Raw genomic sequence first — 13,296 nt, 5'->3', positions numbered from 1 at the left:
AGCAAGTAGGCAGGCTAATTTCGATTTCTAGTATTTATTAACTCTGTGACATTTATCCGACTGCTAAAACACGGTAAACTCGTTTTTATTAGTGCCAAAAGTTGCGAATTATCAACGAATGAAAGAACAAACAAAGCCGTTACGTATTGCCTTGGTGGCAGGTGAGTTATCAGGTGATATTTTAGGTGAAGGGCTAATAAAAGCACTTAAACGCCGTTTTCCAGATGCCATTTTTGAGGGCATTGCTGGCCCGCGTATGCAAGCGGCTGGTTGCAATACATTATTCGATATGGACGAATTATCAGTAATGGGCTTGGTTGAAGTACTTGGTCGATTACCGCGCCTACTTAAAATACGCAAACAACTGGTGCAGCATTTTATCGACAACCCACCAGATGTATTTATTGGCATTGATGCGCCTGACTTTAACTTACGTGTTGAAAAACCGTTAAAAGACGCAGGAATCAAAACGATTCAATATGTTAGCCCGTCAGTGTGGGCGTGGCGTGAAAAACGTATACATAAAATCAGTGCTGCCACTAATTTAGTGCTGGCACTTTTACCGTTCGAGAAAGCCTTTTACGATAAGCACGATGTACCTTGTACGTTTGTGGGCCACACACTGGCTGATGATATTGCTCTTGAGCATGACCAAACCTGAGGCCCGTAATCAGCTTGGCTTAGCACAAACTGACAAAGTGCTTGCATTACTTCCAGGTAGCCGTGGTTCTGAAGTGGGGCTTTTAAGCGAAACCTATATTCAAACGGCGGCGAAATTACAAGCGCAAAATCCTGACCTTAAAATTGTGGTGCCGTTAGTCAATGAAAAACGAAAAGCACAATTTTGTGAGATTTTAGAAAAAACAGCCCCAGATCTAAGACTGCAATTATTGGACGGCCAGTCAAATCTTGCAATGCAAGCTGCTGATGCCATTTTACTTGCCTCAGGTACCGCAACACTTGAAGGTATGCTGTATAAAAAGCCGATGGTTGTGGGCTACAAAATTAAGCCACTCAGTTACTGGATTTTCAAAACGTTATTCACTTTTAATATTAAGTATTTCTCGTTGCCTAATTTATTAGCCGACGAAGAGCTCGTTCCAGAATACTTACAAACTGAGTGTAGTGTTGAAAACTTATCTGCAGCGCTAACACCTATGTTAAATACCGATAACAGCGAACTAAAAGCGCGCTTTTTAGCTATACATAAAGACATTAGATTAAATGCCAATGAACAAGCTGCAGCAGCAGTCGCGGAGTTACTAAATGCAAATTGAACGACCGAATGTTAATTATATTGCTGGTGTAGATGAAGTTGGCCGAGGCCCATTAGTAGGTGATGTTGTTACCGCTGCGGTAATACTTGACCCGAATAACCCCATTGACGGGTTAGCTGATTCTAAAAAGTTATCAGATAAAAAACGCCAATTATTAGCCGCAGAAATAAAAGAAAAAGCCCTGTGCTATGCCATTGGTCGCTGTAGCCCAACTGAGATTGACGAGTTAAACATTTTACACGCTACTATGCTCGCGATGAGCCGCGCAGTTGAAGGCTTAAGTGTAAAACCTGAGTTTGTTTTTATTGATGGTAATCGAGTGCCTAGCCAGTTAACTGTGCCAGCACAGGCGGTTGTAAAAGGCGATAGCCTCGTCGAAGAGATTTCGGCGGCATCTATTTTAGCGAAAGTTGCCCGCGACGAAGAAATGATTGAGCTTGATAAGCGTTATCCTGACTATGGCTTTGCAGGCCATAAAGGCTATCCGACTAAAGCACATTTTGCAGCACTTGAACAATACGGGGCAATTGCAGAGCATCGTAAAAGTTTTAAACCTGTTCAGCGCATTTTGGCGTTAAAAGGAGAGCAACTGTAATGCCTGCGCCGCAATTTGTTCACTTACGTGTTCACTCAGATTTCTCTATGGTGGATGGCCTAGCTAAAACTAAGCCAATTGTCGCTAAAGCAGAAGAGCTGCAAATGCCAGCGCTGGCTATCACCGATCAAATGAACTTGTGTGGTTTAGTACGTTTTTATGGCGCTGCCCATGGTGCCGGTATTAAGCCTATTGTTGGTGCTGATTTTTGGCTAAGAAGCCCTGAATTTGAAGATGAACCTAGCCGAATTACTATTTTAGCGAAAGATAACGAAGGCTATAAAAACCTCACTTTATTGATCTCTAAAGCATACCAACGAGGGCATTTATTTCATCGCCCAGTGGTTGACCGTGAATGGCTGGTGGAGCACAAAAGCGGGTTGATTTTATTATCAGGCGCAAAAGATGGCGATTTAGGTAAAGCATTATTAAAAGGCAACCCAGCTCTTATCGAGTCTGTGGTAAGCTTTTATAAACAACATTTTAGCGATCATTACTACATTGAGCTTATTCGTACCGAACGTGCTTTAGAAGAAGACTATTTGCACTTAGCTGTTGAGCTTGCTGCAAAAGAGCAGTTGCCTGTGGTGGCAACGAACGAAGTGGTGTTTTTAAAACCAGAGAACTTTGAAGCTCATGAAATCCGAGTGGCAATCCATGATGGTTACACCTTGGATGACAAACGTAGACCAAAACGGTTTTCTGAGCAGCAATACCTTAAAACAGCTGATCAAATGGCTGAGCTATTCAGCGATATTCCCGAAGCTTTAGAAAACACCGTTGAAATTGCTAAGCGCTGTAATGTGACCGTGCAGCTCGGAACTTACTTCTTACCAGATTACCCAACCGGTTCGCTGAAAATTGAAGACTTCTTGGTGAAGGTCTCTGAAGATGGTCTTGAAGAGCGTTTACAGTTTTTATTCCCCGATGAGCAAGAGCGTAAAGAAAAACGTGGTGAGTATGATGAGCGTCTGAAAATAGAGCTCGACGTAATCAACCAAATGGGTTTCCCGGGTTACTTCTTGATCGTAATGGAGTTCATTCAGTGGAGTAAGGATAACAATATTCCGGTAGGTCCAGGGCGTGGTTCGGGTGCGGGTTCATTGGTTGCTTACGCACTAAAAATTACCGACCTCGATCCACTCGAATTTGACTTACTATTCGAACGTTTCTTGAACCCTGAACGTATTTCAATGCCCGATTTCGACGTCGATTTCTGTATGGATAGGCGTGATGAGGTAATTGATCACGTAGCAGCGCTTTATGGCCGTGACGCGGTATCTCAGATCATCACCTTTGGTACCATGGCTGCAAAAGCGGTTATCCGTGACGTAGGCCGTGTACTTGGTCACCCTTACGGCTTTGTTGATCGTATTTCTAAACTAGTACCGGGCGATCCGGGCATGACCTTGGCTAAAGCGTTTGATGTTGAGCCGCGTTTACAAGAAGCCTACGACGGTGATGAAGAGGTCAAAGAGCTTATTGATATGTGTCGCATCCTTGAAGGCTGTACACGTAACGCCGGTAAGCATGCTGGTGGTGTTGTAATATCACCCACCACAATCACTGACTTTGCCGCTCTTTATTGTGATGATGAAGGTAAATTCCCGGTTACTCAATTTGATAAAAACGACGTTGAGACGGCAGGCTTAGTTAAGTTCGACTTCTTAGGGCTAAGAACACTCACCATCTTACAGTGGGCGCTTGATATGACCAATGAGCGCTTAGCCCGAGAGGGTAAAGAGCCGGTTGATATCAACGCTATTCCACTTGATGATAAGCCAAGTATTGAGTTACTACTTCGCGCCGAAACCACCGCGGTATTCCAGCTCGAATCCCGTGGTATGAAAGATCTTATTCGTCGTCTAAAACCCGACTGCTTCGAAGATATGATCGCACTAGTGGCGCTGTTCCGACCTGGTCCATTGCAATCAGGCATGGTAGATAACTTTATCGACCGTAAGCACGGCCGCGAAGAGTTATCTTACCCAGATGCGCAGTGGCAACACGATAGCTTGCAACCAATCCTTGAACCGACCTACGGTATTATTCTTTATCAAGAACAGGTAATGCAGATTGCCCAAGTACTGGCGGGTTATACCCTAGGTGGCGCTGACATGCTGCGTCGTGCGATGGGTAAGAAAAAGCCAGAGGAGATGGCTAAGCAACGTTCAACCTTCGAAGATGGGGCTGTTAATAACGGAGTTGACGGCGAACTTGCAATGAAAATCTTCGACTTGGTAGAGAAGTTCGCAGGTTATGGTTTCAATAAATCTCACTCAGCTGCTTATGCCCTAGTATCGTATCAAACACTGTGGATGAAAACTCACTACCCAGCAGAGTTTATGGCTGCGGTAATGTCGGCGGATATGGATAACACCGATAAAATCGTTACCTTGGTAGATGAATGTGAAAACATGAAACTGACCTTGTTGCCACCGGATGTAAATGCCGGTGAGTACAAGTTCACGGTTAATCTACAAGGTGAGATTGTTTACGGTATCGGTGCGATTAAAGGGGTAGGTGAAGGTCCGGTTGATGCCATTTTAGAAGCCCGAAGCCAAGGTGGTCCGTTCAAAGACTTATTCGATTTTTGTGCTCGTGTTGACTTAAAACGTTTAAACAAACGGGTTGTTGAAAAGCTGATATACGCCGGCGCCTTAGATCAGTTAGGCCCTGAAAAAACACAGCCTGCACGTGCTACTTTATTAGCAAGTTTGCCAGATGCGATGAAATCAGCTGAGCAACATCATAAGGCTGAAGCAATTGGTCAAAGTGACTTATTTGGCTTACTGGCTGTTGAGCCTGACGAAGTTGAACAAGCGTTTAAAAAAGCAACGCCATTAACCGACAATGAGTGGTTAGATGGTGAAAAAGAAACTTTAGGTCTGTATTTAACGGGTCACCCAATTAATCAGTATCGTAAAGAGTTAAAGTATTATACGTCGGGAAAACTCGTCGATTTACAGCCAACTAATCGCGATGTGCAGTCAACGGCTGCGGGCTTAGTGATTGCAGCGCGTACACTGATTAACAAAAAGGGAAATCGTTGGGGTCTTATAACTTTAGATGACAAGAGTGCCCGTATTGATGTACGCTTATTCCCAGAACAGTTTGAAATGTACCAAGATTTGCTGCAAGTAAACAATATCTTGGTAATATCTGGACAGGTCAGCTTTGATAACTTCTCCGGTGGCATTACAATGACCGCTAGAGACATATGCACCATCGCTGAGGCACGTGAAAAACGTATAAAAGCGATTAAAATGACCTTGAACATGGTGCAAATCGAGGCGAACTTCTTCGATAATTTACAAAAAGTACTGGAACCTTATAAGTTTGGTACTTGTCCTATTAAAGTATTCTATCAACGTCCGGATGCGTTGGCTGAGATTACCTTAGGAACCGAATGGTGTGTTACGCCGAGTGATGACTTAATTCATAAGTTATCGCTGATGGCGGCGCAAGATGTAGAACTAGAATTTAATTAATTAGGTAGTTTAGAGCATGAGCCTCAATTATCTTGATTTTGAGCTTCCAATCGCAGAATTAGAAGCAAAAATTGAAGAATTACAAAATGTAAGCCGCGCTGGCGAATTAGACCTTGGATTAGAAGAGGAAGTCAGTCGATTAAAAGAAAAAAGTGCTGAAATGAAAGAGAAAATTTTCTCTGAATTAGGTGCTTGGCAGGTTTCTCAGTTAGCCCGTCATCCGTTGCGTCCTTATACTCGTGATTACATCGAGCGCATTTTCACGGAATTTGACGAACTAGCAGGCGACCGTACTTTTGCTAACGACCCAGCTATTTTAGGTGGTGTTGCACGTTTTGAAGGTCAACCAGTGATGGTTATTGGCCAGCAAAAAGGGCGTGACACAGCTGAAAAAATTAAACGCAACTTTGGTATGCCAAAGCCAGAAGGTTACCGTAAAGCATTACGCCTAATGGAAATGGCTGAGCGTTTCAAAATGCCTATCATGACATTTATCGACACCCCAGGTGCATACCCAGGTGTTGGCGCTGAAGAGCGTGGTCAAAGTGAAGCAATTGCACGTAACCTTAAAGTGATGGCAGCGTTAAAAGTACCAACTATCTGTACTGTTATTGGTGAAGGTGGTTCTGGTGGTGCATTGGCTATTGGTGTGGGTGACCGCGTTAACATGTTGCAATACAGCACTTACTCTGTAATTTCGCCAGAAGGTTGTGCATCAATCTTATGGAAAAGTGCAGATAAAGCACCATTAGCTGCAGAAGCAATGGGTGTAACAGCTGCACGTGTTAAAGAGCTTGATTTAATCAACAACGTCATTGATGAGCCGCTAGGTGGCGCACATCGTAATTACGATGCGATGGCGCGTAACCTTAAAAACCAACTTAAGCGTGACCTTGCTGACTTACAAAGCCTTTCAACTGATGAAATGCTTGATCAGCGTTATAAACGTTTAATGTCGTTTGGTTATTGCTAAACACAGCTTATAAATGAAAAAAGCCGCTTTTGCGGCTTTTTTTGTTTTATAATGCCGATAACACAGACGCTTGTATACCCATTGGTTTTTAATGCAAACATCAGATTTATTTCACCATTTTTTAGCACAACTACAGTCTTTGCTGACCGCTCAGCACAGCCGCTTTAGTGTTGCCTTATCGGGTGGTGTTGACTCGGTAGTGTTATTACATTTGATGAAGCAAGCTCAACAGCAGTACTCTGAGCTTAAGCTTGAAGCTGTGTATGTTAATCATGGTTTGAGTAAGCATGCCTCTGAATGGCAAGGATTTTGCCAATCGCTGTGTGAAGAGCTCGATGTCGCATTTAAAGCCGTGCAGGTTGAAATTCATCAGTGCTCGCGTACTTCACTCGAAGCACAAGCGCGAGAGGCTCGATACCAAGCCCTCGACGAAAACTGTATGTCAGGTAGCGTATTATTACTTGGCCAGCACTTGAATGATCAACTTGAAACCTTCTTACTTCGCCTAAAACGCGGTTCAGGCTTACAGGGGTTAGCGTCAATGCAACAACAGCGCTTATTAGCATCTGGGCGAGTATGTTTTAGACCGCTGATTAATATTACTCGTGAGCAAATTGAACAGTTTGCTGATGAATTTGCTATTACCCATATCACCGATGACTCAAATATTGATGAGCGCTTTGACCGCAATTTTTTACGTCATCAGGTTCTGCCCATTTTAACTAAGCGTTTTCAAGGGTTTGAAAAAAGTGCGGCGCGCAGTATTCGGCTGTTACAAAAGCAGCAATCACTGCTCGATGAATATACGCAAAGCGACCTTACACAGTGTCAAAATGCGCAGGGTGGTTTAAGCTGCGAGGCAATTGCGGGTTTTAGTAAGCCCAGACAAGCAAACCTTGTGCGTGCGTGGCTGAATCAGTTTACCCATCAACTGCCTTCAGAAAATCAGCTACAGCAAATTATTGAGCAAGGTTTAACGGCCAAAGCCGATGCCCAGCTAAAAATTTGTCTGCAAAGCGGTGATGTTCGTCGTCATCAGCAGCATTGGTACTTTGTGAAAGAGCAGGCAATACCTGAGGCGATGGATATAACTTTGCAGAGCATTGTACTGACAGATGGCCGAACGCTAGCCGTGAAACAGGGCAAGGGTATTAGAAAACCACGGCAGGATGAGCAGGTACGGGTTGAATTTAATAGGCCGCAAGCGCGTATCAAACCATTGCATAAACCAGGCTCAAACACCTTAAAGCATTGGTTTAAAGATGCCAAAGTAGCTCCTTGGTTACGTGCGCAGACACCACTTATTTTTTATAACGATCAACTTGTGCAAGTTGTTGGCTACTTTGTTAGTGAGCAGCACAGTGTTGATGATGGAATTCTTTGGGAGACACTTTATGAGTGAACAACCACATGTTGGTTTATCACTAGTTAATAAAGCACCACTTGGCTTTTTGCTGTCGGTGTTAGTGGCTGTTATTGCTGGTTTTGCTTATACAGAACTGACAATAAACACACTTTTTTATGCGCTTGCTGGCGGCCTTGTTTGCTCGTTATTGCTACTCGGTTACTGGTCAGGTAAAGGCGGTATTTTCTTTATATTGGGCGTGCTAACGCCTTTGGCATTAGTGATGGTATCACCCCTTACCACCATGGCTGCCTTACTTTACTTACTAAGTGGCTTTTTCTGTGGTTTTTGGTTGGTATTACTTGGTTATAAATTTATGAATAAAAAAGCCTAGCGGGGGATGCTAGGCTTTCTTTTTATTAAAATGCTCTTGCGCAATTTCTTCCAGCTGCTTTTGCCTTATAAAGACCTTTGTCAGCACGGGCAAACACTTCGTTTTCGCAGTCTTGGTTATTGGCGAGTGTATAACCAATACTTGATGTAACATCATACTGTGTCATCAAACCAGATTGAGAAACCAAGCTCATAATACGATCGGCAATCACTTTATTAGTGGTAAATTCAGGATCGTCAATTAACAATGCAAACTCATCTCCACCAAAGCGGAAAATTGAGTCGGTACCGCGCACACTACTGCGTAATACATTGGCAAATTCTTGCAGCACATCATCGCCAATTTTATGACCAAAGTTATCGTTTACTTGTTTAAAGTTATCTAAATCAAGCAGCATTAAACTAAATGGGCGATGTTGACGGCGGCAACGTTCTAGCTTTTGTGCCAAGCTGTCATTAAATTGACTACGATTATTTAAGCCGGTTAAAGCATCTTTAGTCGCTAAACGTAAAACACGGTTATACATAAGTGCATTACGCAGTGGGTAAACTAAACTGTATGTAGCTGCTTTAATTTTGCTTCAATCGCTTTACCCATAGGGAATTGGCTAAAATAAATTAGCTGCCCTAGTCGTTCACTTTCGATATCTAAATCAAAAGAATACGGCGTTTGACTGGTATCGCTACCAACGCTTTGTGACACTCCGAGTGCAGATTGGAATTGTAATCCAGATAAATTGATCAATTGCTTTGCGTGCTCTGCAAAAATCGTCAAAATACCTTCGATTGATAACGTGGTTTGTAACCTCGCGACCAAGTCATGTGGACTATTCGGTTCACTTATTCGGTAATGCTCTGCCGAAAACGGCAGAAACTCGCCTCGCGCAGACACCCGCTGCGTCAAAATATGGACATTTTCCATGATAATTCTCCCCCCGGAGTGTTTAGATACTCCTACATAGCGAGATTTGTGCCACATTTTTAAACTGGCTGAAAAACAGAAGGTTGCTATATTTAAAGGAGGGTACAGCTTTATCATCAAGTAGAAGGGAGTTTATTGCTTGCAAAATGTGCTGATTCAAGTGTTTGGCTTGCTCGTCGCTGCCGTATTATTTGTTTGGTTCTTCAAACGAATTGGTTTACCACCTATTCTTGCTTATCTTGCCACCGGTGTGCTGGCGGGGAGTCATGGTATTGGCTGGATGGCACAAAGTCATGAAATGCACTTTGTTGCCGAGCTTGGCATTGTATTTTTACTGTTTAGCTTAGGGCTTGAGTTTTCATTGCCGCGTTTAATGGCAATGCGCAATATTGTATTTGGTCTTGGCTCTTTGCAGGTGGTGGTAACCAGCATTGTGTTTATGCTTATTTTACTGCTGCTAGAGCACAGCCTTTTAAATAGTTTTACCATTGCCAGTTTAATGGCGTTGTCTTCAACGGCAGTGGTGGTTAAGTTACTTAAAGAATCAGGAGACTTAAACCAGCGCCGCGGCCAATTGGCAATAGGGGTGTTGCTGTTTCAAGATATTGCCGTTGTCCCTTTACTCATTGTCTATCCTTTACTGGCTCAAAGTGGCTCTGAAGAAATTGTCGGCGCACTGGCTTTTGCACTCACCAAAGGCGCTTTAGTGTGTATTTTATTGTTTGGTATAGGTAAATGGATTTTGCCTAAAGTATTTAGTGAAATAGCGCTGGTAAGAACCGATGAACTATTTATGCTAACGACTTTATTGGTCGCCTTGTTTGCCGCAGGATTGACTTACCTATTTGGCTTATCAATGGCGTTAGGCGCCTTTTTAGCCGGCATGATGTTAGGCGAAAGTCATTATCGTCACCAACTAGAAGCCGATATTAGACCGTTTCGCGACATATTAATGGGGCTATTCTTTGTGACCGTCGGTATGCAGCTAGATGTGCTTTATGTGCTCAATAGCTGGTATTGGATCATCATCGTATTAATTGGCTTATTGCTATTTAAAATTGCGGTGCTCGCGATTGCGGCTCAAGTGATGGGGGAGCGTAAGCAAGATGCCGTATCGGCGGGCATTATGCTTTGGCAAATGGGGGAATTCGGCTTTGTATTAATTGCACTTGCTTCGCAGCACTTGTTGATAAGCTCAGAGCAAGCTTCGTTTTTAATTGCAGTTGGCGTACTTTCAATGGCGCTAACGCCTTATCTTATCGAAAAAACACCGCTCATCCTTAAAAAACTCGGCCTTTTAAGTCATGCCGGGCAGTATTGGCAACAGCCTGCTACTAGTAGTCCCTTGTATCAAAATCATGTCGTTATTTGTGGTTTCTCACGGGTTGGGCAAACCGTTGCGCGCTTTTTAAAGCCAGAAGCAATTGAATACGTCGCCGTTGAAAGTAACCCCATCTTATTACAAGAAGCAAAAGCGGCCGGTGAGCCAGTGATATTTGGCCATGTAAATCAAAAAGATATTTTAAAATCAGCGGGCGTAGAGCGGGCAAGGCTAGTCATTATTACCTTTACTGATTTTGAACAAACGCAAATAGTCGTTGATGCGATTAAACAAATTGCGCCCAAGGTAAAAATACTGGTACGAATGCGTGATGATACTGAACTTGAAACCCTCAAAGAACTCGGCGTTACTGAGGTGGTGCCAGAAACCCTTGAAGCAAGTTTAATGTTGGTTTCGCATGTGCTGTATATGTCTGGCGTGCCGATGACACGGATCATTCGCCGTGTAAGTAAAGAGCGGCGCAACCGTTATAAGTTTTTAAATGGCTTTTTCACCGGCGATAAACTTGATGGCGAAGAGGCAAGTTCAGACAGGCTTGAGTATTTACATGTTATAGCACTGCCTGAGCATGCTTATGCGGTAAATCAGAAAATTAGTGAGCTTAAGCTTGAGCAGCGCCGTGTGTCGGTAAGAGCGCTGCGCCGACAAGACCGCGAAATTGACGCTCCTTCATCACAAACCATTTTATTGGCAGGCGACATTTTAGTGCTGCAAGGTAAACCCCGGCGAGTAGAGCGGGTCGAGCGGTTTTTACTCGATGGTATGGAGTAACAATAAGTTACTCCAGCTCTAAAAACTTACGAATTTCAGGTAATTTTTTGAGACCGTCTTGGTAACCAATTTCTATTAGCTTTTGGGTATAACGTTTTTCGAACAGTAAGTAGCTCGTTAAACTTGATTGTGAACGTTTTTTCACACCGATCATGCGCAATAACAGTTTGATTGCCATGGGCATATCGTCATAAAACTGAGCAGCAATTGCATTAAAGTTTTGCGATGGGTTGATCACGCAAGTTTCGATTTGTTTTAACTCTTGGTGTTTGTCGCGGGCAGGTAAAAGGCTCAGTGTGCGATTGATACGCTGTAAGCGCTCTAAATCAGACTGTAGCGTGTCGGTAAAGACGCTATCGAGTAAGTGACCAGCAATATTAGAAAGACCCGGGTAATGAGGCTGATAACCCGGTGGGTGCAATTCTTTTGGTTCATCAACACCAATAATAAAGATTTTTTCAGCACCTAAGTGTACCGACGGGCTCAGTGGTGAAAGTTGGTGAATAGAGCCGTCGCCAAAATAGTGGTTATAAACATTCACACTTGGAAACACCATCGGAATAGCGCTGGATGCCATTAGGTGATCAACATTAATGCGAGTTGCTTGCCCCTCACGTTTTGCTCTGCGCCAGGGCTTTTGTGTAAGTGACTGAAAAAAGGCCACAGAGTCACCCGTGGTATAGCTCGAAGCAGTAATCGATACTGCATCTAGGTAGTTTTTATGTAAATTCCGTTCGATACGCGATAAATCGAGTATTTCGTGCAGTAGTTTTCGCAGCGGTTTATTGTTCAGCAAACTCGCTGGTGGGTGATTAATATGTTCAGATTGAAAGCTCGTGAGCATGTTGCGAGTAATATGCAAAAACACACTTAAAAAGTCGCTTTTATAAACCTGAGAAGTCGAAAAGTTTTTCCACACCCATTCAAGTTTTTTGCATGCTAAATGTGCACACGATGCATAACATGCTAACGCAGCGGAATTAATTGCGCCAGCTGATGTCCCATTAATAATAGTAAAGGGCAGCGGTGCTGTGCGAGGCATGCTTTGCGTTATCGCTTTAAGTACACCAACTTGATAAGCCGCTCGCGCGCCACCACCTGTTAGTAATAAAGCGATTTTAGAGTGCTGTGTTTTTTTTAACTTACTGCTCATGGTTGCATTTAAATACTTGTGCGTCTTTACTTTATTTATCAACTGTAAGTCTTTAAGCTAGAAGAAGCAAAGATTAGCTCAAGGCTAAATGTTTTTTTCGTATTTTTTATCTGTTTTATTTTAAGGGAGTGTCTATGTCAGAGCATTCGTCAGAACCTGAAGTACAAAAGGGTTCATCAAATAACAACCTGATTTTTGCGGTGGTTATTCTTCTCCTTGTAGCTGGTGTAGCAGCGTTTATTTTATTGAAACCCGAAGATAAACCAGTTCAAGTTGTAGAAGACATTGTTAGCGAACAAGCGCCAGTTGTTGAGTATCAAGAGCCAGAGCCTGAACCAGAACCTGAAGTGACAGAGCCTGAGCCAGAGCCCGTTGTTGTAGATACAGCACCAGAGCGTACTCCAGAGCCAGTTCCAGACGTTGAGCCACTACCAACGTTAAATGAAAGCGATGATGTGGTGATTGCGCGTATGGATGAAGTACTGAGTGACCAAGTGATGAGCTTAATGGTGACCGATGATCTTATTCGTCGTGGTGTTGTGTATGTTGATAACATTGCAAAAGGTAAAGTAGCATTAAGCCATGCGCCTGTTGAGCGCCCTAAAGAATCGTTTAAAGTTATTGAGGGCGATATCTTAACAATCGACCCAAATAGCTATGAGCGTTACACGCCATACGTAAAACTATTTACTAGCCTAAGCGCTGCTCAAGTTATTCGTATGTACGATGAATACAAACCACTTATCAACGAAGCTTATGCAGAAATTGGCTACGAAGGTGATGCATTCACAGGCACGCTAGAAGAGGCGATTGACGTACTGCTTGATACACCTGAGCCAAAAGGTGATATGCCGCTTATTCGTAACTCAGTTACGTATCAATATGCTTACTCAGAGTGGGAAAGTCTACCTGATGCGCAAAAACAATTGCTGCGTATGGGTCCAGAAAATATGAAAAAAGTGAAAGCTGCGCTGCGCAACATTAAAGCTGAACTTGAAAAGTAAGCAATAACCCCCTTAATGACAGTGCGATTG

General features: G+C 43.2%; 8 protein-coding genes and 2 pseudogenes. 8 read left to right on the top strand and 2 right to left on the bottom strand.

Annotation, left to right across the window (positions count from 1 at the left end; translation table 11 throughout):
• Nucleotides 1-118: 118 nt before the first annotated feature.
• The 6 genes and pseudogenes from lpxB to C2M33_RS19030 all read left to right on the top strand — a co-directional run bounded on the left by lpxB (nt 119) and on the right by C2M33_RS19030 (nt 8,075).
• Nucleotides 119-1,277 (top strand): annotated as a pseudogene (gene lpxB, locus C2M33_RS19055) (lipid-A-disaccharide synthase).
• Nucleotides 1,267-1,872 (top strand): ribonuclease HII, encoded by a 606-nt coding sequence (gene rnhB, locus C2M33_RS19050; protein ID WP_105175190.1) that lies wholly within the window; start codon nt 1,267-1,269, stop codon nt 1,870-1,872. The pseudogene lpxB and the gene rnhB overlap by 11 nt, the downstream one beginning before the upstream one ends.
• Nucleotides 1,872-5,363 (top strand): DNA polymerase III subunit alpha, encoded by a 3,492-nt coding sequence (gene dnaE / locus C2M33_RS19045; protein WP_105175189.1) that lies wholly within the window; start codon nt 1,872-1,874, stop codon nt 5,361-5,363. The genes rnhB and dnaE overlap by 1 nt, the downstream gene beginning before the upstream one ends.
• A gap of 16 nt (nt 5,364-5,379) precedes the next feature.
• The gene (gene accA, locus C2M33_RS19040) at nt 5,380-6,336 is read left to right on the top strand and encodes an acetyl-CoA carboxylase carboxyl transferase subunit alpha (RefSeq protein ID WP_063706877.1); all 957 of its coding nucleotides are present in this window, start codon (nt 5,380-5,382) and stop codon (nt 6,334-6,336) included.
• Between the two features lie 91 nt (nt 6,337-6,427).
• Nucleotides 6,428-7,738: a tRNA lysidine(34) synthetase TilS gene (tilS, locus tag C2M33_RS19035; RefSeq protein WP_105175188.1), complete on the top strand. Its 1,311-nt coding sequence runs from the start codon at nt 6,428-6,430 to the stop codon at nt 7,736-7,738.
• Nucleotides 7,731-8,075, top strand: a complete 345-nt coding sequence (locus tag C2M33_RS19030; RefSeq protein ID WP_105175187.1) for a hypothetical protein — start codon at nt 7,731-7,733, stop codon at nt 8,073-8,075. The genes tilS and C2M33_RS19030 overlap by 8 nt, the downstream gene beginning before the upstream one ends.
• A 25-nt stretch (nt 8,076-8,100) precedes the next feature.
• Here C2M33_RS19030 and C2M33_RS19025 read toward each other — a convergent pair.
• Nucleotides 8,101-8,996 (bottom strand): annotated as a pseudogene (locus tag C2M33_RS19025) (GGDEF domain-containing protein).
• 139 nt (nt 8,997-9,135) lie between these two features.
• Between C2M33_RS19025 and C2M33_RS19020 the strand changes: the two are divergent.
• Nucleotides 9,136-11,109, top strand: a complete 1,974-nt coding sequence (locus C2M33_RS19020) for a monovalent cation:proton antiporter-2 (CPA2) family protein (RefSeq protein WP_063706886.1) — start codon at nt 9,136-9,138, stop codon at nt 11,107-11,109.
• Nucleotides 11,110-11,116: 7 nt separating this feature from the next.
• On the opposite strand, the gene C2M33_RS19015 is transcribed toward C2M33_RS19020, so the two are convergent.
• Entirely contained in the window at nt 11,117-12,262 is a 1,146-nt protein-coding gene (locus tag C2M33_RS19015) for a patatin-like phospholipase family protein (protein WP_063706888.1), read from the bottom strand.
• Between the two features lie 134 nt (nt 12,263-12,396).
• On the opposite strand from C2M33_RS19015, the gene C2M33_RS19010 reads away from it, so the two are divergent.
• Nucleotides 12,397-13,266: a DUF3014 domain-containing protein gene (locus C2M33_RS19010; RefSeq protein WP_105175186.1), complete on the top strand. Its 870-nt coding sequence runs from the start codon at nt 12,397-12,399 to the stop codon at nt 13,264-13,266.
• The last annotated feature ends 30 nt before the right edge of the window (nt 13,267-13,296 follow it).

This window comes from Pseudoalteromonas sp. T1lg122 (assembly GCF_002964825.1).
Taxonomy (GTDB): Bacteria; Pseudomonadota; Gammaproteobacteria; order Enterobacterales; family Alteromonadaceae; genus Pseudoalteromonas; species Pseudoalteromonas gelatinilytica.
This window is presented reverse-complemented; position numbering and strand designations above follow the sequence as displayed.

Coding starts and splice junctions, on each gene's coding strand:
- rnhB (WP_105175190.1), top strand. CDS start 1,267: ATGCAAATTGAACGACCGAATGTTAATTATATTGCTGGTGTAGATGAA.
- dnaE (WP_105175189.1), top strand. CDS start 1,872: ATGCCTGCGCCGCAATTTGTTCACTTACGTGTTCACTCAGATTTCTCT.
- accA (WP_063706877.1), top strand. CDS start 5,380: ATGAGCCTCAATTATCTTGATTTTGAGCTTCCAATCGCAGAATTAGAA.
- tilS (WP_105175188.1), top strand. CDS start 6,428: ATGCAAACATCAGATTTATTTCACCATTTTTTAGCACAACTACAGTCT.
- C2M33_RS19030 (WP_105175187.1), top strand. CDS start 7,731: ATGAGTGAACAACCACATGTTGGTTTATCACTAGTTAATAAAGCACCA.
- C2M33_RS19015 (WP_063706888.1), bottom strand. CDS start 12,262: ATGAGCAGTAAGTTAAAAAAAACACAGCACTCTAAAATCGCTTTATTA.
- C2M33_RS19010 (WP_105175186.1), top strand. CDS start 12,397: ATGTCAGAGCATTCGTCAGAACCTGAAGTACAAAAGGGTTCATCAAAT.